General features: G+C 64.8%; 22 protein-coding genes. 1 reads left to right on the forward strand and 21 read right to left on the reverse strand.

The genetic code is table 11. The annotated features are described in order from the left end of the window. Positions 1-309 precede the first annotated feature (309 nt). The gene (locus tag KW843_RS22650) at positions 310-918 is read right to left on the reverse strand and encodes a hypothetical protein (protein ID WP_218297417.1); all 609 of its coding nucleotides are present in this window, start codon (positions 916-918) and stop codon (positions 310-312) included. 13 nt (positions 919-931) lie between these two features. Next, positions 932-1,996 carry a GP5 family envelope glycoprotein gene (locus KW843_RS22655; protein WP_218297418.1) on the reverse strand — a complete coding sequence of 355 codons (1,065 nt, stop codon included), beginning with the start codon at positions 1,994-1,996 and terminating at the stop codon, positions 932-934. Between the two features lie 120 nt (positions 1,997-2,116). Here KW843_RS22655 and KW843_RS22660 point away from each other — a divergent pair, with 120 nt between their 5' ends. Continuing rightward, on the forward strand, positions 2,117-2,515 hold the full coding sequence (locus KW843_RS22660; protein ID WP_218297419.1) for a hypothetical protein: 399 nt from the start codon (positions 2,117-2,119) through the stop codon (positions 2,513-2,515). On the opposite strand, the gene KW843_RS22665 is transcribed toward KW843_RS22660, so the two are convergent. From KW843_RS22665 to KW843_RS22755, 19 genes are all read right to left on the reverse strand, one after another. Continuing rightward, a complete protein-coding gene (locus KW843_RS22665; RefSeq protein WP_218297420.1) occupies positions 2,512-4,158 on the reverse strand; it encodes a hypothetical protein in 1,647 nt (548 codons plus the stop codon). The two genes, KW843_RS22660 and KW843_RS22665, sit on opposite strands and share 4 nt — an antisense overlap. Positions 4,159-4,225: 67 nt before the next feature. Beyond that, on the reverse strand, positions 4,226-5,275 hold the full coding sequence (locus KW843_RS22670; protein WP_218297421.1) for a hypothetical protein: 1,050 nt from the start codon (positions 5,273-5,275) through the stop codon (positions 4,226-4,228). Positions 5,276-5,278: 3 nt separating this feature from the next. After that, positions 5,279-6,277: a hypothetical protein gene (locus KW843_RS22675; RefSeq protein ID WP_218297422.1), complete on the reverse strand. Its 999-nt coding sequence runs from the start codon at positions 6,275-6,277 to the stop codon at positions 5,279-5,281. A 1-nt stretch (position 6,278) separates the two neighbouring features. After that, positions 6,279-8,216 carry a hypothetical protein gene (locus KW843_RS22680; protein ID WP_218297423.1) on the reverse strand — a complete coding sequence of 646 codons (1,938 nt, stop codon included), beginning with the start codon at positions 8,214-8,216 and terminating at the stop codon, positions 6,279-6,281. Between the two features lie 11 nt (positions 8,217-8,227). Continuing rightward, on the reverse strand, positions 8,228-8,551 hold the full coding sequence (locus tag KW843_RS22685; RefSeq protein WP_218297424.1) for a hypothetical protein: 324 nt from the start codon (positions 8,549-8,551) through the stop codon (positions 8,228-8,230). Beyond that, complete coding sequence (locus KW843_RS22690; RefSeq protein WP_218297425.1) at positions 8,544-10,574, reverse strand: sialidase family protein; 2,031 nt, start codon at positions 10,572-10,574, stop codon at positions 8,544-8,546. The genes KW843_RS22685 and KW843_RS22690 overlap by 8 nt, the downstream gene beginning before the upstream one ends. Further along, positions 10,574-11,113, reverse strand: a complete 540-nt coding sequence (locus KW843_RS22695; protein ID WP_218297426.1) for a hypothetical protein — start codon at positions 11,111-11,113, stop codon at positions 10,574-10,576. The genes KW843_RS22690 and KW843_RS22695 overlap by 1 nt, the downstream gene beginning before the upstream one ends. A gap of 4 nt (positions 11,114-11,117) precedes the next feature. Then, positions 11,118-11,570 carry a hypothetical protein gene (locus KW843_RS22700; RefSeq protein ID WP_218297427.1) on the reverse strand — a complete coding sequence of 151 codons (453 nt, stop codon included), beginning with the start codon at positions 11,568-11,570 and terminating at the stop codon, positions 11,118-11,120. Positions 11,571-11,582: 12 nt separating this feature from the next. Continuing rightward, a complete protein-coding gene (locus tag KW843_RS22705) occupies positions 11,583-12,095 on the reverse strand; it encodes a hypothetical protein (protein ID WP_218297428.1) in 513 nt (170 codons plus the stop codon). A gap of 2 nt (positions 12,096-12,097) precedes the next feature. Then, the gene (locus tag KW843_RS22710; protein WP_370628533.1) at positions 12,098-13,075 is read right to left on the reverse strand and encodes a hypothetical protein; all 978 of its coding nucleotides are present in this window, start codon (positions 13,073-13,075) and stop codon (positions 12,098-12,100) included. After that, positions 13,072-13,749 carry a hypothetical protein gene (locus KW843_RS22715; RefSeq protein WP_255594885.1) on the reverse strand — a complete coding sequence of 226 codons (678 nt, stop codon included), beginning with the start codon at positions 13,747-13,749 and terminating at the stop codon, positions 13,072-13,074. The genes KW843_RS22710 and KW843_RS22715 overlap by 4 nt, the downstream gene beginning before the upstream one ends. Beyond that, complete coding sequence (locus tag KW843_RS22720; protein ID WP_218297429.1) at positions 13,749-14,207, reverse strand: hypothetical protein; 459 nt, start codon at positions 14,205-14,207, stop codon at positions 13,749-13,751. The genes KW843_RS22715 and KW843_RS22720 overlap by 1 nt, the downstream gene beginning before the upstream one ends. 49 nt (positions 14,208-14,256) lie before the next feature. After that, positions 14,257-14,736, reverse strand: coding sequence for a hypothetical protein (locus KW843_RS22725; protein WP_218297430.1), 480 nt, complete (start codon positions 14,734-14,736; stop codon positions 14,257-14,259). 66 nt (positions 14,737-14,802) lie between these two features. Beyond that, a complete protein-coding gene (locus tag KW843_RS22730; RefSeq protein ID WP_218297431.1) occupies positions 14,803-16,098 on the reverse strand; it encodes a DUF4043 family protein in 1,296 nt (431 codons plus the stop codon). Between the two features lie 55 nt (positions 16,099-16,153). After that, positions 16,154-17,203, reverse strand: coding sequence for a hypothetical protein (locus KW843_RS22735; RefSeq protein ID WP_218297432.1), 1,050 nt, complete (start codon positions 17,201-17,203; stop codon positions 16,154-16,156). A 262-nt stretch (positions 17,204-17,465) separates the two neighbouring features. Next, positions 17,466-17,756 (reverse strand): hypothetical protein, encoded by a 291-nt coding sequence (locus tag KW843_RS22740; protein WP_218297433.1) that lies wholly within the window; start codon positions 17,754-17,756, stop codon positions 17,466-17,468. Between the two features lie 94 nt (positions 17,757-17,850). After that, positions 17,851-18,081: a hypothetical protein gene (locus KW843_RS22745; RefSeq protein WP_218297434.1), complete on the reverse strand. Its 231-nt coding sequence runs from the start codon at positions 18,079-18,081 to the stop codon at positions 17,851-17,853. Then, positions 18,081-18,620: a hypothetical protein gene (locus KW843_RS22750; RefSeq protein WP_218297435.1), complete on the reverse strand. Its 540-nt coding sequence runs from the start codon at positions 18,618-18,620 to the stop codon at positions 18,081-18,083. The genes KW843_RS22745 and KW843_RS22750 overlap by 1 nt, the downstream gene beginning before the upstream one ends. A gap of 74 nt (positions 18,621-18,694) precedes the next feature. Then, positions 18,695-21,004 (reverse strand): hypothetical protein, encoded by a 2,310-nt coding sequence (locus KW843_RS22755; protein WP_218297436.1) that lies wholly within the window; start codon positions 21,002-21,004, stop codon positions 18,695-18,697. Position 21,005 lies beyond the last annotated feature (1 nt).

A 21,005-nucleotide genomic window follows, 5' to 3' on the forward strand; every position in this document is an offset into this window, starting at 1 on the left:
CAGTCAGTATTTGCCATCCCCCCACTGTTCCGCCAAGGGGATCAGATGCGAAACCCTATGCTGGGATGAAGGTACGCACTGGACTACGATGGAACTCTCACACCACCATTACCAACGGGATTCTTCCTTAAGGGCTGGGGACAGACGCAATGAGCCCCGAAATCGCCTCTGGGTCCAAGCCTCGGGCGTGTTCGCAGTAGCTATCCGCCCGCTTCCGATCATCTCCATGGCGATAGAGAATGATCATCCGTCGGAGAGGCTGTGCGTAGGAGAGAAGACCAAGCTCTCTCACCATGGCCGGCCGTCAATTTAATTGCTCGATATCCGAGATGCTTTTGCATCAACTATTGCCCCGTAACCTACGGGAAGCTTCTCTTCACTAGCTTGGAATGTCTCTTCCTTGACAGCATTAAATTGCTGTTTCGCCGCTTGTCGCGCGGCCTCCAAAACCAACTCGCCCCTCAGCGTGTGAAGACTCAACATACCCTCAAACAACCCCCACATCTTAATGAACACAAAGGAAACAACAACAACCTCGATAAAACAGAGAATACGCCCAAGACTAACCACAAAGTCTCTGACATCAATTACAACAACTTCTTCCCTGCCCTTAGAAACTGCAGCAACAACAATTACCACAATCAAAGCTATCACAGTAGAAGCAAGTAGCCCCACCCAATAATACTGCTGCCGAGAAAGTGATTTTGTAAGCTTCTCAGCCTGACTCGGCGTTAGCTTATCTGCTTGAATGAAATTAGCGGTCAATGGCATTACCTGAACGAGGGACGCCGCAAGAAAACCAAGAAAAGCGATTAATCCCTCCTTCATATCAACCCAGACACCAATTGGCGTGCCCAATGCTGCCCCCGCCCCTACAACCAGGGGCAACACAATGGAAGCAATGGAACGCAATTTCATTCAATTCCGAACTTCAGTTCGCCTCTATTTTTCCTGATGTAACAAATTCTTGATACGCTTTAAACATCGAACGCCTAACATCAAAAGGATCTAGCAATGAGCCGATCATTTGATTATCATCAACTTGAGCACTCAACAGCCGCACCAAAGCAGGGAATTGCAATCGAATCTGACCACTAGTATCAAGCTCCTGATTCTTAGACTTGATTTGCAACTCACCATCGGGCAAATTACGAAGTCCTGTTTCCAATTGTTTAAGCGCCGTACGTTCTATTCTTCTTCGTTTGGTTTCAAATCCTATATGAACTCGAACCCGGAGATCAGCATCCGCGGGAACCGCACTGAGCAACGAATCAACGCTAGCATCCCCATCCATTAACTCCGACAATACTCTTGCAGCGGTGTTTCTGTTTATTCTCCTGGCGGCACCGACACTCTCATCGTTCCCCTGCGCTTTTTCCTGCGTACTAACATTTACAGGCCTAGCAGCAACGCCTCCAACAATAATCTCTTGAATGTCTTGCAAATCCCCACCGACCGCATCGGGATTAAATTTTGCAGCAAGAACCACGGGAAGATTTTCAGGAAGAATATTTGTTTTTTGACTTAAAAGCCATGAAAAGTAATTCTCGAGATCCGCTGTCCTAAGCGACATACTCTGAACCACAAAAACATGATCACCCTTGATCATCCAAAACATTTGGGAATGAACATACTCGCTCATTTCTGGCGCCTGCATCTGCTGCACGGGCAGCGCAGCTGCGTTCTCATCGGCTATCTGACACAGCGCTTGAAGATGCCCCCTTGTAAAATGAAGGATATCGCCGGAAACGCACATAAACTCCTGCGTGCCGGGCATGAACAAGTTAATGAAATAACTATCTGTTCCTATAACTTGCAACCGCGACTTATATCTTTCACGGATCCTCACACCTTCGCCATCAGCACTTTCCATGGCGGCTCTCACCATCTGTTCGAGCGTCTGAGGCGCACCAACAGGGCGCTGGTACTTCCGATAGTAGATCTTGACTGCTTTTTTACCCGCCATTGAAAATGCTCCTCCAGAAGAGAACCACATCGTAACGAAGTACAACACTTGGATACTGTATTTATTTACAGTATACGGGAGCGGCAGCGTAAGGGCAACGCCACGGACCGCTGGCGGTGTCTCACTACAAATTCGAAGAGGAAACAACATATGGGAACCTTCAGCCCTATCCACTGGCTCATAGTGGCTTTGACGGTAGCGCCCCTGCTGGCGCTCTTGATGGTCCCCACCTGGCGCATTCTGGAGCGCGCAGGCTACTCAGGCGCCTGGGCCTTGCTGATGTTCGTGCCCTTTGTCGGCTTCGCCCTTCTCTGGGTGCTCGCGTTCGTCAAGTGGCCCAACGACACACAAGGGAAGACACGCACCAGCGTCCCGTGGATCGTTGCTGGGATCGTGATGCTCCCGCTATCGATCGGTGCTGCGGTTGTCATGGCAAGTGCCGATGTGAGACGGGTGGCCACTGCGGAGCAGCTCCCTCAGTCGAAGTCCCCACCCCAGGGCGTCGACTGGGAGAAGGGCGTTATGACACCACCTCCCAGCAAACCCTAAGCGCGCGGCACCCACTTTTGTCCATCCCATACGGCAGTCTTGTCGCCGACGGTCGAGACGGTTCCTACGGGGCGTGAGCTAGGGTTCAACAAAGCAGGCCCGCTTTTCGGTGGCTCCGCTCCCTGCCCCTCCATCCGCTTCATCTCTCCGGTACGTTCGTTCACCGCACCCAGAATGCTCTCGGTCTTGTTGCCCTGAGCATCCGTGCCCCCCTGCAGCGCCACGGCCTTCCAGCTATCGCCCTTGCCCGTGAGTGCCTGCAGCGCCTGCTGGGCCTGCGTCTTTTGCTGCTGCGTGGAATTGGGGTCGGTCAGCACGCCACGCAGCTCTTCCTGCTGGAGCGCAGCCCGGGTCTGGAAGCCGCGCACTGCAATCTCGCTGTCAGCGCGGCGACCCTCGATCCCTACCCGCTGCTGGTCCACCTGGAAGCCGCGCACCGCGCGCTGCGTGGCGCCGTCCTGCTGCAGGCCCTCACGCTGCAGCGCGCCGTTCTGCCGCATGGCCTCCTGGTCCATGCCGGGCTGAAACCCGCGCGCGGCCATGTCCGACCGAAGCAGGGCCTGGTACTCCATCACGTCCGGGTTGTTCTCGGCGCCCTTTCCACCCCAGCGCCGCGTGTTGGTGATGCTGTCGGCGGAAACCTTGGCGCTGCGCAGGTCGTTGCGCGCCTGCCAGTCGTTGCCGCTGTGGCGCACGGTGGGAGCGGTGATGCCCGCGGGCGCAAACCCGCGTTCGGTCGATGGCGCCGGCGCAGGGGACCAGCTACCGGGCACGAAGCCACGCGCCACGTTGTCGCCAGCGCCCATGGACTGGGCGCTGGGCTGTCCCGTGAAGCCCGGGGCGAACCCCATCCCGCTGGCTTGGTCGCTGTACTGGCCGGGGCCGTGCTTGAACACGCCGGGCTGTACCTCCGCCCCCGTGGCACCGCCCGCTGGCGCCTGCGTTCCCGTCGCCAGGCGCTGGTCGGCGGGGTTCGGCGTGGCCACGGGTGCCGGGCGCGGCGTGGGCGTGGCGGCCGCAGGTGCGGCTGGTGCGGGCGGTTGCGCGGGCGAGCTCGTGGCCGCGTACAGCCCGGCGGCGCCGGCCAGCGGCGGCGCATAGCCCGCTACCCCCTGCGCGGCCGATGCGGCAGGGGCCGCGGCGCCGGCGAGCCGGCTACCTGCCCCTGCAACAAAGCCCACCGCGCGCGGCACAGCGGCGGCGCCGGGCAGCGCGGCCAGCGTGTTGGTCACGTTGCGGCCCACCTCGGTGTTCGCCGCGCTGTCCTGCGAGCCATCGGGCGCCGGCGCGGTCAGCCCGCCGGTGGGGATGGTGCCGACACGGCGGCGCAGATCCTCGTCAGCCGAACCACCCTGCGCAAAGAACATCTGCGGCTCGAAGCCACGCGGAACAATCGCCGTGTCGGGCGCGGGCTCGTGGGTGGCATCAACGGCCCGCTGCAGCGCCTCCGTGCCCCCCATGGCGTGCACGGTGTCGGGCGGCAAGACGAACTCGCCCGGCTTCACCATGGCGGGGATGCTATCGGGCGCCTGGTTCTGGGCCTGGGCCAGGGCCGCCTCGTGGCCGGGGGCAAAGCCCCGGACGGCGGGATTCGGTGCGGGCTCGCTGGCCTCGCGCTGTTTCTTAGGTTGAAAGCCTCGCATGGATGCTCCTGTTCATTCAATCCGCAGTCTCTGCTCCAAGGGGGCAACCGCATAACCCCATACGCGGCTACGCCAGGAGCGAGTCCCAGTCGGTCACGTCGCGCTCGGTGCCGCTGTAGCCGCCCTTGCCACTGACCTGGTTCATCAGCGTGGTGACCATGTTCCCGAACAGGTCCACCACCTCATTCGCGTTGGCCATCTTGAGCTTGCCCAGGAAGTCATTGCGGTCCTTGGCGGCCGTCTCATCGAACTTCAGACCGAACCTGCGCATGGCGGTCTTGCGCATCAGCCCGGTCAGCGCGCTGTCGAAGCGCTCGTTCAGGGCGATCACGTTGTTGGCCGAATCCACCACCTGGTTCTGGTCGTTGATCCACAGCCCGCGCGCGCGCAGCTTGAGCTTGAAGGCCTCGGCCACCTGCTGCTGCAGCTTCTTGACCCGCTCCATGCTGGTGTCCAGCGAGGCCCGCACGAGCCGCATCTTCTCGGTGCGCTCCTGCTCCAAGCGCTGCGCGTGCGCGCGGGTCAGCGCCTCGGTCGCCGTCGCGATGCTGCCGCCGTGCATGCGCGCCAGCGCATCCATCGCCTGGCCGGGCGCGAACCGATGCCCGGCTGTTGCCGCCGCTCCCAGGATCTCGCGCTCCTGCGCAAAGGACTGGCGCCGCGCGAGCAGGAATGCCGTCTCGGCGGGAGTGCTGTCCACGATCTCGCTGTACGACATGCCGATGGCGGAAGCCAGCGCCTGCCGAACGAAAGCCTCGGCATCCGCGCCGGCCGTCCCCAGCCCCGGAAAGAGCATGTCCAGCTTGTCCGTGTAGTCCTCGAAAAACGAGCCCACCACGTTGTCCAGGAACAGGGGCATGGCCTGGATATCGGGGTCGCGCCCTTCCAGGTCGGCCCGGGACAGGGCGCCCGAGGCGCTGTTGTAGAGGTCCGGAAAACTCACGTCCATCACGTCGGGGCGCGCCCTCACGCTGCGCAGCGCCCCGTTGATCTCCTTGTCGATGTTGGAGCGCATCGCATCGTCCGCCTTCAGGATCATTTCCGAGATCCGGTCGATGGCGGTGTAGACGATGGCGGCGGAGATGCCCTGCATCCCGATACCGGCTGATGTGGCCATGGCTTACCCCTCGGCGTCGATGTTGTTGGATTCCTGGGCCGTCGAATTCACGCTGACCCCGGCGCTGTTCAAGGCCGCCGCCGCCCGCGAGGAATACCGGCGCAGCAGCTTGATGTGCGCCTCGGCGGACATGCCGTCGATGGTGTTGGCGCGGTCGATGCTGGCTTTCAGCTTCTGAATCACCGCCTGGTGGGAGTCGTCGAACGTCATGATCCGCTCGTCCCAGCCCGACAGCTCCGCGGTGCGGATGTCCATGCGGGCCTTCACGGCCTGCTCGTGGCGCTGCATCTGGGTCAGGTAGTCGTTGTTGCGGCCGAACACGTCGAACATCAGGTGCATCTGCGTCATGACGTGTTCCATGGCCGCATCCAGCGCATCGTTGTAGGCCCGCAGCAGCGCCTCGGCGGCGTCCACGCGCAGCTTGTGCCTCTCGCCCGCGCGGTCGGCTCGCATCTGCACCCCCGCGCGATCCAGGTGCAGGCCGGCCATCTGCGCCGCCACGGCGCGGTGGGCCATGGCCGCGCCCGGGGGCACCGCCAGTGCGCGGGCGTCGGCCCAGCCCGCCACGGTGTTCGCATACCCGGTGCCCTGCTGCATCCGGTGGTCGTAGCCCAGATAGCCCAGGCCATCCCCGCCGTTCACGACCTTGCGCAGCCACTCCACGGCCACCAGGAAGCCCGGACCGACGGGCGCCACCGCGGAGATCACGCCCTGAAACTCCAGCGCCCACCGGTCAGCCACTTCCTTGAGCTGCCCGCGCACCGCCTGATCGTGCGCGGCCACCATCGCCGAGGCCTCGTCGCCGGCGTACCGGCTCAGGAAGGCCTCGATGCTGGGGGCACCGCCGCCCGCGCTCACGCCGGATACAGACCCCGCCGTGCCGCCCAGCGTGAGCGACGAGAAGTTCGATGCGTTCGCGTAGCTGCCGAGCGCCATGTTCCAGGCCCGGCCCAGCAGCCAGTCGAACAAGAGTGCCGAGGGCAATGCCCGTCCGTTTGCCATGTCAGATCCTCCGTTGCGATGCAACCACGTCGAACGTCACCGAATCCAGCTCAAACGCGTCGGCCTCGCTCGTCAGGTCGAACGTGAAGTAGTTGGCGCTCAGGCCCCGGCCAGGGTCGAAGCGCTGCGTCCGCATGTCCCTATCGACCCGGCGCGCGCGGTAGGTGTACTCCGAGCAGCCATCCTTGATCCGCAGGAACAGGACCCCGCGCGACGACACCCCCGCGTAGACGGCACGGAGGCTCTTGAGGGCCTGGGTGCCGAGATCGTGCTGGCCCAGTGCAATGCCGGAAGTGATGGGCGCGCCGGCGTCGTCCTCGCCCTTGAGCAGGTACACACCGTCCGTCCGAGCCCCGAAGTGCTTGCCGTTGACCACCGCGAAGCTATTGAAGCCGTACTGGTCGTAGCGCGTGCTGGCCGAGCTGCGGGTGTTGACCACCCATGCCTCGCCATCGTCCAGAAGCGCCCCGCCGTCGGCACGGTGGGCCAGCACCACCACGCGCTCCCCGGCGCCGATCAGCTCCACGGCCCCATCGAGCAGCGTGGCCGTGTAGCTGGCGGCATCCTGCGCCGTGATTCCGTTCATGGCCTGGGCCGTGACCGTGGCGTAGCCCACCGCCTCCACCGCGCCGCCCACGCGCTCGATGAACATCAGCGCGATGTAGGTGGACTGGTACACCGGCATGCGCGTGCCGATGCTCTCCACGATCTCCACCAGAGGCGTCATCTCGCCGCCATAGCCCAGGAACCGGAACCCGCGCATGGATGCGCGCAGCTCGGAATAGGACGCCTCGGACGATGCCCGCATCTCGAATCCGCGCATGGAGGCCTCCAGCCGGGCCGTGGGCGGGAAGGTCATGGACATGCCAAAGCGTTGCATCGAGGCCGACAGCACCGAGTAGGTCACACTGCCGTCGGGCTCGCCCATGCCGGCCACCATGGAGAACGGCCCGAACGAGCCCACCAGGGGCGTGTAGTTGGCGATGTCGGCCGCGATCATGGCGAACGGCCCCATGGAGCCCGTGATGCCCTCCCCCTCGCCAGCCTCCATGCCGAAGCCGCGCATGCCGCCGAAGAGGTTCCACACCACCACATCGGAGAACTGGGCCGCGAAGGCCTGCATCGGCAGGACCAGGCTGGTTTCCGGGGATGCGTCGGCGGTCATCTCGAACCCGGACATCACGCCGTTGAGCGAGCCATCCTCCAGGTCTCCCCACGCGCCTTCCTCGAACTTGGGGTTGTCCACGGCGTCGTAGGCCAGGTACAGCGTGGCGTCCAGCGCGTAGGGCCCGGGCATGCTGAACGGGCCCGCCCACAAGGTGAGCCCGTTCACGATCCATTTGATGAAGTTGCCGTACAGGAGGGCGCTCACCAGATCCCTGTCGGTGCCGGGCTCTCGCTCTGCGCGCACATCCGCATAGGGCGTATCGAGCACTGGCTCTCCGTCGTGGATCATCCGCACATAGTCGGCGGTGACCACCAGGCCGTAGCGCAGGTGGTCGTAGCCGCTGCGCCCCACGGTCGGCAAGGCCGACACCGGCACCAGGCCGACCGCGGCGCCGCCCTGGCGCGCACCCTGCACGTCCGGCAGGTCAAAGGAGATCATGCCGTTCCAGTCGGCCGGCACGGACTCGACGCTGTGCGCTCCGCTGTTCCAACCAGCGTTCAGGCTGACCGCGGGCTCTGCCTGCGCATCCTCGCCGTCCTCGCCAGCCACCACCACCGTGCCGTCGCCAGTGCCGGGGTCAAACACCGGGCCTGGGATGGTGCCCGGCGTACCGCTGATTCCCGACGAAGAGCCAGCGCCTCCACCGCCCCCGCCACCAGAGTCCGGTGGCTCGTTCACGCCATCCAGATCCCCATCGGGCCAGCACATGTACTCGAAGCGCGACGGCACCCCGGAAACGAAACTCGTGACCCACACATTCCCGCACGGCATTGTGTTTCTCCTTAGCTTGAGCGAACACCGCCAGGCTGCTGCAGCAGGGTGTAGTTGATCTTGATATGGCCGTTCTGGCAGGTGCCCCAGACCTTCCACACATAGTCATTTCCGAAGTCGGACACGCGCAGGTAGTCCACGCCTTTGTCCGGCTGCACATGGGTGATGATGTGGAAAGGCCACAGCTGGGCCACCTTGGCCATCAGGTCCCCATAGCACGCCGAGCCGGCCGGGGGCAGGCCGCCGCTTGGGCCGCCGCCCCCTTCGTCGTGCGAGCCGCCTTCCGCCGGGCCACCGCCCGCGGGCTGGACGATCTTCTCCAGCAGGTTAGACATACGCGGGCTCCTTGAACTGGTGGTGCGCCATCCAGGGGCGCGCGGGATTGGAAGGCAGAATCTTCCCGTCGCTGTCGCGCAGGGCGACCAGGGGGAGCAATTCGCCGCGGTTGTATTGCAGGGCCGAATCGGACAGGTCTTGCTCGAACCGGTATTCGTTGGCGATGGGGTGCCAATACTGGGCGCCGACCACCACCTGGCCATCGACCCAGGTATCCCCCGGGAGCCCTACCTGCGCGTCGGAGGCCTTCCAGGTGTCGCCGCCATTCTTCGAGGTGTAGACCGTGGCGCGCAGCGATGCCCCCGGCTCCTTGCGGGCCGCGTATACGGGCACGGCCAGCGTGCCCTCGTCAATGGACACCACGAACCCCGCGCGGAAGGACCATGGCGTGGGCAGCAGGCGGCGCGCCCAGGTCAGGCCCCCGTCGTCGGACACCAGCAGCATCGGCCGCGAGCCCGGGTACTCCAGCACCTGCGCCATCCCGTCCTTGTAGGCCCAGTACGGGTCGAACTGCATCCACAGGCGCTTCTTCTTGCCCTCGGTGGTCTTGAGGTAGGTGGCGCCGCCGAACCCGACAGGCACGTAGGGCACCAGCAGCTGGCCGGAGCCCGGCGTCATCAGCCCGGAGCTGAACGTCGCGCCCGGGATGCTGCCGATCTTGGCCGTGCCGCTGATGGTGATACGGTGCACCTCGACCTGCTCCGCGCCGAACTGCTGGAAGAAGGAGAACGCCAGCAGCGTGTTCTTGTCCTTCACCAGCATGCCGCCGTAGGGGAAGACGCCCAGGAAATTCAGCGCTGGCGCCACGTAGGTCCACGACTCCCCGTTGTTGGTGCTCCACATGAAAAAAGCATCGCTGGCCGAGGGGAAAATGGAGCCACCTGCGCCGAACTGCATCGCGTGGACGTTCACCCGCAGAACCACGGTGCTGGGCCCCAGCCGGTGCAGCGACATCCCGCGCGCAGCCAGGTAGTGCTGCGGCCGGCCCGCCACGGGCGGGAAGTTGATCTTTCCGAGCGCCACGCCGCCTTCGGGCGTGGTGCGCTTGAACGTCAGCCGGTAGGGGCCGGCGCTGCGCGGGTCATACACATCGTCCGGGGCCGGGTACACGGCGATGATGGAGGTGTACTCCCGCCCGTCGGCGGTCTTGGCCACGCCGGGCTCGCACACCGCGTAGGTGTCCGATGCATCGCCCCCGGGGGGCACGCGCGCGACGCTGGGTGATTCCAGCGTGGAGCCGAACATCACCCCCGAGAAGGCGGCGAACACGTTGTTGTCGTTGAACATGTCCGCGGTCGCCCGAATCGAATTCGAGAAGGACCGTGGCACCGGGTCGAAGCTCAGGCCGCTGTGCACGTCGAACGAGAACACCGGCGCGCTGGTGGTGCCCACCGTGGGGTTGAGCTCCACCACTTCCACGCGCGCCGCGCGCAGCCCGCGCTTCTTGGTGTGCGGCTGAGGCGTGCTGACGATGGCGCGCATGGAGTCGTTGAAATAGCGCGCGTCGCCTGGGATGACGACCTCGCGCACCAGCAGCACCTTGCCGTCGCCCTTGGGGAACAGGCGCCGCTTGCCAGCCTGGGCCGTGTAGTTGGTCTCGCCCAGCGCGTCATAGGAACGGGGCGCCGACTGCGTGGTGAAGCCGTGGTGCCGCGAGATCCGCGTCTGCGCCTTGAAGCCCCCGATTTCGCGGAACGGCAGATCACCGCTGAGCGGGTCGATTTCCGACATGTAGAGGCGCGAGCGCTTGCGCAGCTTGCTGTTTGGCGTCAAGTTCAGCAGCTCATTGCCGGTCAGGTCCTGGCCCTTGTCCGTGTAGGTCTGCGAGGTCTCGTGCACCAGCAGGAAGCGCGGCTGCGGGTCGCTCGTCTCCTTTTCGATGCGCACGAACTCGCCCGACCGCTGCACCGTGCTCTCGGAGTCGCGGTAGGTCATGAATTCGGAGCCGACGGCCACCATCGCCTGGAGCTGGTCTTTCTCCTTGCCGTCCGATGTGCCCTTGGAGTCATCGAAGATCAGCATCAGATGACCTCGCGCGCGCCAATGAAACTGGTCCAGAAGTTGGTGGGTGGTTCGGGCAGCGGATCGCCCGGGAACACCACGGCACGCCAGATCTTCATGCGCGTGAGGCTGGCGAAGAGCGCGTCGCTGGTCGAGTTGAGGTAGATGGACTGCCCGCCGTCCGACGACACGTAGTGACTGATTCCCAGGAAGGTGTCCGAGTCGATCTCGAATGAAGCAACGTCGGGTCCCTGCAGCTCCACCAGGAAATGGCTCGCCACGAACGGAGGGCCGCCGTCATCCCGGGTGCCGTTGTCGTAGGTCATGTTGACCTCGATGAAGCCCGCGTTCCCGTTGGCAAAGCTGATGCGTGGGTGGCCAGCCAGGATGTTGGGGCTGCCCAGGTCTCCGGGGATGGCGATGTCCCCCACATCGCGCGCGCCGGCGGCCGCCGCGGAAGCGACCGCGGAGCTGTACGAGATGATCTCGCCCCGGTTGACATCTCCGAAGTCCGAATAGAACCCGAAGTACGCCCCGCCAGGACTGACGGGCATGGTCATGGGCTTACCCCGGCAGGCTGATCGAGGCGAAGTTCACGGCCTGGGTGTTGCCGGACACCAGCGCCAGCGAACTGATGTTCAGCTCGGCGCCGGACACGCCCACGCGGCCCTGCTGGCGCGCCTCGGTGGTCGAGGCCGCGCCCGTGTCCCCGGGCGCCACGTAGCGGAAGAACACCGCATTGCCCGAGGCCAGCACCGTGCCTGCCCAGGTCTCGCCTGCGGCCTTGCCGATGGCGCGGCCGGCGGCCGTTCCCAGGTTCAGGCCGTCGGAAATGCCGTCGCCATAGACCGTGAGCAGCAGCGTGTGTACCGCGGGGTTGATCGCATCGTCTGCCGTCGCCGGAATGTTGGCCAGCGTGCTGTTGTAGACGTGGATGAAGCCGTTGGCCATGATGCTTTTCAAGCTCCCCGTGTCGAGCATCTTGTTGCACAAACCGGTGGATGAGAGCAGAGGCATGATAGGTTCTCCTTAGAGCGAGAGGGATACGAACTGGAAGCCGGCCAGCAGCTCCAGATAGACAGAGGAATCGAAGGCACGCGGGTTGGGGAAGCGCACGACGGAGAGCAGCTTTCCCGTGCCTGCGCCCTTGGCCTGGGTGGTGCTGATGAACGCGCCGTTGGCCGTGCCGGAGCCCAGCATGTCAAAGCGCGCCAGGCTGGCCGCGTTGGACAAAGCGCCGTCGGCGACCGCGCCCAGATCCAGCAGGAGGCGCCCGCCTTGGCTGTACTCGGTGACCTCCGTCACCAGGGTGTGCAGGCTGGCCGCCGTTTCCTCGCCATCCGGCATATGGGCACCGCTCCACAGGCCGATGTAGAGCGCCGCAGGGCCCGCGCCGCCCTTGAAATAGGCGGTAGCAATGTCGTTCAGGCCCTCGCGGGGCACGCGGTTCTTGGCGCCATACAAGGCTGCGAGAACCATGCCGTTGTCTTTGCGGCGGGTCAGCACGTCGTAGCTGAACCCGCACTTTGCGATTGCGTCCATGGTCATTCCTTCTTGACAATTCGGGCTTCGGCATAGGAGCCGACACCGGCACCCGTGCTGCTGGGCGACGACAGGGCCGCCACGATGGAAGTCATCCCGTCCGCCTCGCGCCACAGCGTGGCCGCCGCACCCGTGGCGGACAGGGCGATGTGCTCTTCCTGGAGGTTTTCAAACTCGCCGGCCTTCGAGCAGGACACCACCCCTTCACTGCTCATCCAGTGCGCCCCGCCGTCCTTGCGGTATCCGGGCTGCTGCGCGGGCGCGCCGTAGGCGAGCACTTCGGTGATGGTCTGCGCCGGGAAGCCGCCTGCGGCGAAAAATGTCTGCGCATCGGTTGTGACGAACACCCCGCCCTCCACCGCGATCACACTGGTGATGTCACCGGGGAACATTTCGTAGCCCGACGACAGGTCGCGCAGATTCGGCATGAATGGCTCGCTGAACACCAGAACCCGGCCTACAGCCACCAGCAAGCGTCCAGCGTGGTGCGCAATGCACGAGCCTGCTGGCATTGGCGTCAGCGCTTGGTCGCCCACCTGACGCGCCACGGTGCCCGGCCATGACGGCGTGGGGCCGGGCTTTGGGTGATACGAGCCGATGGCAATGCTGTCCGAGTAGTAGACGGCCTCGTTGACCTGGGCGTACCTCACCGGCGTGAGCATGCCGAAGCCAAGGGCCACCAGAGTGCGCGTCACGGCGCTGGTCGCGCCCACATCAGCCCGATAGATCGTGCCGGCGTCGCAATACAGCCCGTAGGCGCCGCCAATCGGCGCCCACAGGGAGTGGCAGTCCTGCCCGGCCCGGGCCAGGGTGTATCCCGCGCGGGTCTTCACGGACCCCCGCTGGGTCACATCCACATTCAGCGCGTCCCGCAACAGGTGGCCGCCGTCGGCCAGCTCCAGCTCGAAATCCGGCGCGCGGTTGTCCATCCCGAGAGGAAACGGGCCGATGCGCGGGGGCTTCTTGCTGCCGGGGGTCACGGGAGGATCGCCTGGTTGTGGTGGGCCTGATCGACCCGGGTCGTCCGGCGCGCGTCCGAATCCGGCAGCGGCCCGAAATACTTGGTGAACTCGCGCTCGGCCAGAACCGAACGGCCAGCGTCGAAGAAATCGGCGTCGGGGATGCCGAAGGCGCGATGCAATGCCCACTGCACGAGGTGCTGGTGGTGCATCGCGTGGATCTCGGGTTTGTCGCTGGGGTGCGCCAGCGCCTTCAGAGGCAACCGGTAGCACTCCAGCACCAGGGTGTCGCCGGTTTCAACGGCGCCCACCATGCGGATGGTCGTGTCGTCCTGGATGGCCATGCACGCAGGCCGGTCCAGCTGACGCCACTCGTGGATTTCTGCATCCAGCCACTCGCGCGACTTCAGATGCACGGTGCGCCTACGCCCGGTGGGAGAACCAGGGACCACCCACAGTTCGATCATTTCGTAGACCGAAGGGTGCAAGGGATAGGTATGCTTGCCCGCGGTCAGCGGCACGCGGCACACCGCGTCCAGCTCGTCTTCCCGGATCAGCCGCCCGCGCACGCAGGCCTGCGCCTGGGCTTCGTTGAGCCACTGCTTCACGTCGTCATCGGACGAGAAGTACGGCTGCACTTTGTCGCCCGACAGGGTGCGGAAGCTGCGGATCAGGTCGGCGAGGGACAGCGACATCAGGGACGCCCACCTTGAACCAGCGAGGTGACCTGGTTGCGCAGGTCATCCACCTTGCTCTTGAGGTCCAGTTCCACGCCGTAGTTCTGCTTGGCGTAGTCGCCCAGCGCGGGCTTGGACATCCGCGAAACCTCCAGCAGCGTGCCTTCGACTTGCTTCTTGGCCTTCTTCTCGCGTGCTTTCACCTCGGCCTGCGCCCTCTTGGCGAGCTCCAGCGCAGCGTTGTCAGCTTGGCCTTCGGCGGTGCCAGTGCCGGTGGGCGCATCGGTCTTCGCGTCCGCCTTCGCGGCCTTCTGGGGGGCTGCGTCCACCACGCGCTTGAACTCCAGGTAGCCCGCAAGGGCCCGGGCGTCGCGCTCGGACACCAGCTTTTCCTCGCCGGGCAACCAGGCGTTCTTGAGCGGCGTGCGGTCGGTGTACGGGGTCGTGCCCACGTACTGGATGTTTACGAACTTCATGGGGTGTGCCTCCAGGCGATGCAGGCCGGTCGCCCGGCCCGCACGCGGCTTACTTGACGCCTTCGGCGATGCCGAAGATCACGACCTCGATTTCCGACACCTGGTTGTTGCCGGCCGTCTTGACGGTCAGCATCAGGTTGGCGTCCTTGGGCAGCACGATGCTGGGATTGACGGTCGCGTTGCGCAGGCGCGCTGCGGTGGCCAGGGCCAGGCCCGCACCGAAGTAGTCCGCGTCCTGCGGCACGGCCGCGTCGTCCACGCCATCCTTGTAGGCAAAGCCCAGATCGCCGGTGACGGTCGCGGTCATGCCGTCGATCACGTTCACGAAGCTATCCAAGTAGCGAAAGCCCGCGGGCAGATGGCCCAGGTTCACCACGTCGTTCGCAGCAATGGCGGCCAGGGAGTCGGAATTGATGACAGCACCGGTTGCGCTGGTCTTGACGACGTAGCGCAGCGCGGAAAAATTGCCCCAGGGCGTGTTGCCCAGTTGCACGCCGTTGCCGGCGCCCTTCATGTTGATGGTTGCCATGGTCGGCCTCCGTTCTTGAATTGATGGGGGAGATGGAGGCGGGGCCACGAGGGCCCCGCGTGCCTATCAGCGTTCGCCCGGGATGAGCTTCACCACGGTGTCGATGGCCATGGCGCCGATGTCGGTCCAGTGCTTCTGGCCGTTGCCCTGATCCACGGCGAAGCGGACCTTTTGCAGGCCCTGGATCACACCGATCATCAGTTCGCGCTTGTCCTTGTGGTCGAAGGTTTCCTCGTTCCAGAAGAACGGCATGCCCGACAGACCCGAAGCCGCGAAGGCCTGCATCAGCGACTGGCCGCCCAGCAGGATCGCGCGGTCCACCGCGTGGGTGGCACCGAACGCCGCAGGCACCACGCACGAGCTTTCAGCCTCGGAAGTGAAGCTGTTGGCGTAGCGGATCGTGTTGCCGGCGTAGAAGCGCACGGGCTTGGGCTGCTTGAGCAGCAGGATGCCATTCCACAGGGCGGCTTCACCCAGGAACAGGGGATGCTTCTTGGCATTCGAGGCACGGTTGAGGGCCGCCACCTGGAACTTGCGGAAGTCATCGTCCTGCGCAAAGGCGTGGTACTGGGCGGGCGACAGCAGCAGCGCGCGCAGCGGTTCGTCCTCGGCGGCAATGTCGCCAGGGATCTTCACGCGGGGGGGCGGCAGCGGCAGCGACTCGATCAGGACGCGGATGGCGTCCACGACCGTCATGCTCAAGTCGTCCGTCGTCTGCAGCGCAGCCTCGCCGGCGTTCACCGTGAAGGCCTTCACGCCGTTGGTGCCGTCCGCCATGTAGTGGCGGTTCTTGGTGGGCGCCTTGACAGGATTCACCAGCAGTTCAGCGAACTCGGGGTCGTCCTCGGTAGGCAAGCGCCACTCGATGTTGTCGTGGAAGCCGCGGGCACCGGCCACATGGGTCAGGATCGACTGATCCAGGTAGGCATCAGCATGCGACTGCGCCACGGGGCGGGCCAGGCGCGTGAAGTCCACGGCCGAACGCAGGTTCGTCATGGTGTCGCCCAGCTTCACCGGGATACGGGCCTGATCCACGCGGGTGCGGGCCTTGTCGTACGCCAGGCCCTTGCCCTTGCCTTCCACCATGCGCGAGCCCATGGTGGGGCGCATCTTGGACGGCTGCACGAAGTGGAATTCCACCTCGTCGCCCATGCCGCGCGAAAGGTCCATCGACTTCACGATGGGGAAGTCCGCGCTGGACTGCTTGCGGATCATCTCCGCGACCTTGCCCTCACCCTTGGGCAGAGGGCCCGAGAGCTGGCCCAGGCGAGAACCCCGGTTTTCGGCCAGGGCGAACATGCCGGCCGCCTGGACGTACATGGCCTTGTCGGAGCCGGCCGGAACGTGGCTGTTCATGGTCATAGTGACCTCCTTCGATGGGATGGGGGCGACTCATCACGAGCGGCCCACGGGTTTCTTAAACTGCGTTCAACAAGCGCTCAATCTGCTCGTTGCTCATGTCCTGCATGCGCTCCATGAGCGCATTGGGGTTGGTCCCGGCGGAAGCCAGAACCTGCTGCGTCACGTCCTGGTGCTGCTCGCCCGCTGCCTCCGACAGCGAGTTGGGGACACGGCGTTGCACCTCCGGCGCGTTGCCCTTGCCCTTGTCCTGAGCGCTTGGCGCGGCGGCCTTGCCGGTCTGCGCCTTGAACGTGTCGATAATTTCAATCACCTGCTCGGCCGTGCCCCCCGTCTTGGGGTCAAACACAGCCTCCACAGAGCTGCGCGCGAAGCTCGGGAGCGACTGCTTCCAGGCTGCGAATTCAGACGACTGCACGACTTCATCCGCGTCGGCATGCTTGTCGTAGATCGAGCCGTAGTGGCCCTCCTTCGCCACCTTCTCATCACGCTCGCGGAGCGGCTTCAAGGTCTTGGCGCTTTCCTCCATCAGCTCCGCGCGCAGTTCGTCGCGCGTGCGCTGCACCAGCGCCGTGATCCCCTTGGCAATGTCCTCTTCCGTGAAACTGCCAAAAAGGCTCATGTCCACGCCCTGCGCGATGGCCGCCTTCGCTACATCCAGGTTCTGGTCTGCCGTGGTCTGTGCCTGCCCTGCATCCGCACGGGCTTGTGCACTGTCCTCGGCCTTGCCCAGGTTCGCCTGCTGCTTGGTGGTCAGCTCCGCGAGTTGTGCGCGAAGGGTCTGGTTCTCGCCTTCCAGCGTCTTGTTGCGCTCGCGCGCAGTTTCCAAACGCTCATAGGGGATGGTGTAGTTGCCGGACTTGCTGGCAATCGGTGCGCCCTTGGGCTCTTCGCCGTCGGCATGCTCGGTGCGGGTCTTGTCCTGCTCCGTCTGGCCCTTGTCGCCCTGCGCTGTGGAATCCACCACAGTGCCAGCGCCGGTGCCAGTACCATCGGCCGCGCCATCGTTGTTGCCTTGATTGCCTTGGTCGCCCTGACCGGCGTCATCGCCATCCAGCGATTCACCGTTGAGGGCCTTTTCGAGAAGTTCTGCGGGCGTGAGTGCCATGTCTGCGTGCTCCATCCCAGCTATCCGGCTGGGCCTGCATGGGCATGCGATTGAGGGCTGGCCAGGGCCGAAGCCCCAGCCTTCCACTCTCCTGCTGCGGGAAGTGCCACCTCATCCCGAGGTTGCGTATCGCCATCGGCTTGCGCGTCTGGCTTGAAGGGCAGTATCAAAGCGATGCCCTGAAAGGCTCCGCCCTATACCGGGCGGACACAAAAAAGCCGCCTCGGCGGGCGGCTTTCAAGGAGACATGAAGCACGTCTGGCTATGTGGATGGGCACATGCGCCACATCGGGGTCACGCGGGGGCGATCACGTTTGACCAGGCGCAGGATGAAAGCCTTGGCCGCCACGAGGGCAACGCTGGGCTCGCGCTGGTTCGGGCTCGCGGGCTGCACCACTGCATCCACACGGAAGCCGTCCAGCACAAAACTCCAGGCACGGTGCACGGCGGACACCACGTAGTCGCGAGAGGTGACGGCGACCGAGGCGAACGCACCGGCGGCGGCAGCGCAGGCAATGGCGGCGATGGCGAAGAGGCGGGAAGAACGGGACATGGTTGGTACTCCTGTGAGGTGCCGTGGCTGCAGCGAAACCCCTTGCCTTGACGGGGAAGCCCATGCTCAGGCCGGGGCCCCAGATTGCATCGCCCTATGCCGGGCGGCGCGCACAGATGCGCAGCGGGTACACGTCCACCCTGATCTGAACATCGTGGTGGTCACGCAGGTGGCAGATCGCGCGTCCTGGCTGGATGGTCCCGGTCCGAAAATCCATGCGATTGACCAGCTCCTGCAGCGCATCATTGACAAACGGTGCGACGTGCGTGCCTTCCGTGTTTCCGGTCACGGTCACGTCAATGCTCAGGCGAAGCTCGGGGCCCATCACTTCGAGCTCCGGGTCTTGCGGGCGGACTTCGCTGCAGGCGCCGAGGTTTCCGGACTCGGGAGCAGCACCAAGACGGTCGCGGGCACGGCCACGCTCGTAATTTGTGCACCTCCGTCGTATGGGCGCTCGAACACGCAGACCATTTGCCCATCGTCATCCAGGCCCGCCGCCACCATCACCTGCGTGCCACCCACAATGCACACGCGCTTGCCCACCATGGTCGCGTACTGTTCCGCGTCCCGGTCGTACACCTTGGCCAGGATGCTGCGCACGGTCCCGACCTCGACTTTCAGGTTTTCGACCGCTTGCAGCGCGCCAGCCTCCACGCTCGCCGCGCCGTGTTCGACTCTGGCCAAACGATGCTCGATGACCTTCATGCGCTCGAACAAAGCATCCGCTGCCTTCGTGGCGCCCTGGTAGGACTGAACCAGCCTGTCGCGCTCGGAGATGGCGCGGCTCATGGCGGAATTGATGACGGCGTTCACCCGTTCCTCGATGGCTTCGAGACTGGGCGGCATGGTGGACTTGGGGGGCATGAGCACTCCTGGGTAGTTGAGGGCTCCGATGCTCCGCGCGACATCGGAATTGCCCTCGCCCTATGCCGGGCGCCTCACTGCAGGTTGTCGGCCACGGCCGGCGTCTCGATGCCAGCCATCCCCTGCCCTGCTTCCTGCGCCACCGGTGGAAACGCCGGGCTGGTGTTCTCCCGCACGCCCGGCGCCGTGCCCGCTTCGGCCTGAGCCTCGGGTCCAGCCTCGGGCTCGGGCACCGCGGCCGCACCACCTCCGCCCTGGATGTACGGGCTCTTGATGTTCATGGCGGCAGTCACGTCCGGCGTGGGGAAGTTCGGATCCACGCCGCCAGGGCTTGGGCGATAGCCCGCGCCCTTCATCACCTCGTCGGCAATCGGCGCGATCATGGGCATCTGCGCGACCTGCGCCCCCGCCTGCATCGCGCTGAACGCCGACTGCACGCCCACCTGCACCGCCTCGCGGATCAGCTTCTCGATCTGGGCGTCGCCAATGCGTTCCTTCAGGTCCAGCTCGCGCACCTTGAGGTCGTGCATCAGCTCCAGCTTCACCTGCTTGCGGATCTGCTCCGGGTCTGCCTGCGCGCCGGCCTGGGCGATGCGGATCGCTTCCACCACCTGCTTCTTGCGTGGCAGGTCCATGAGGTCGATCATGAACGGCATCACCACCTGCTGAATCTCGGGAGTGGCGCCCTTCACCGCCTCGGACAGGGCATTGAGCTGCTGGGAACGGAAGCCGCTCGACGTGGGCACATCCTCCAGCGCCACCTTCAGGCGCGCGCGCTGCACGTCGTTGCTCATGAGCGTGATGCCCGTGTCCGGGTCCACCTCTGGCTTATTCAGCACCACGCTGCGCGGGGGGTTGAGCACATCGCCCTCGATCACCACCACGGTTTCCTCCTTGCCGATGTCCTCGATGATGAGGGCCATGAGCAGTTCGCCCACCAGCGTGCGCGAGTCCTGGAAGTTCTCCATGAGATCCGCCAGCGAAATCTGCGACTGCTCGACCTGGGTCTGCTCCTGCACGCCGCTGGTGGCCGAACCCGTCTGCCCCTGGAACGCCGGGGTCACGGGGCTGACGCGCGAAATGGCCCGGCGGCTGTCGTCCATCAGTTGGAACTGCTGGGCATTGAGCTGGAAGTCCCGCTTGCGCTCGAAGATCCCGCCACTAGCCATCTCGTCCTTGTCCAGCACGAAATCAGCATCGACGCGCGAGGCCATCTGCCGGAACTGCTGATCGTTCATGATCACCGCACCCTTCGTGCGGATTGTCTCGACGGACGACATGCCCCAGCGCAGCTTCGCAATGGTGCTGTTCAGGTTGTCCTGCGGGAAAAGCATGTCCCGCACCAAGCCGTAGGGGATGCCGGTCAAGTCCTCGGAGCACGCCATCACCCGGACATAGGGGAAATGGCGATGCGGGTACGGGCTTGGGCCATCGAACAGGCAGTGTGGGCCCATCCAGTAGGCGCGGCGCACCACCGGAATCAGTTCCTCGACCAGCTTGCCCCGGCCCAGGGCCAGGGCCGCCGCGTGCAGCTCATTCCCCGCGTCGTACTTGACCGCGCGGCCGTCCTTCATCTTGAGCATGACGGTTGTCACCCAGCGCCGGTACCACAGCTCGGTGATGCAAACCGTGTTGTTCTCTTCGTTGTAGTAGGCGTCCTCCTGCACCGTCCATGCGCGCTCCGCCTCGACCGCGGAGCGCAGGCCGGTGGACTGGCCGCCTTCCAGTTCCTGGATGGAGAACTCGGCGATCCACTTGTCCGCCCCGTTGAGGATCAGCGTCGCGTGGTCGCGAAACATGCGCGCGGCCCGGGTGCGGCTGATCCAGCGGCGGCGATACAGCCACCGCGCGTCCGACAGGTCGGGCTCGATGGCCTTCATGTCCCACCAGATCTCATTGCGGTGGATGTACCGGCACTTGTACGGGTACTCCAGCGAGTTGGCGGCGCGCGACACCTCCACCCAGCCGATGCCCACGGCCACCGAAGGACGGAAGGCCTGCGACAGCGCGCGGTCGGCCTTGCTGTGCCGCTCCGCCTTGTTGAGGCGGAAGTTCATGGCGTCCGCCATGTCCTGGCTGCCCTGATCGCCGTCCGGCGTCACGCGCCAGTCCTTGCGCGTCTTGGCCTCGTAGCCGCAGACCGCGCCGATGGCCGGGCCGATGACGTTCTCCTTCGCGGGCGGGATGCCCATGTCCTTCATCCGGCGCAGCAGTTCGGTGGACAGCTGGTTGCCGTCGGCATAGTCCGCCTCGTGGTCGGCCTGCGCGCGCCACGGCGGCTGCGCCAGGGCCTCGCGCACGATGGACGCGAACTCTTCCATGCGCATCGGCTCGTCGCGGCCGTCCTGCAGTTCGTCAATGGGTGCTTGGTGGGTTGCGTTCATG

The sequence above is a fragment of the Acidovorax sp. sif1233 genome, assembly GCF_019218755.1.
Classification (GTDB): domain Bacteria; phylum Pseudomonadota; class Gammaproteobacteria; order Burkholderiales; family Burkholderiaceae_C; genus Acidovorax.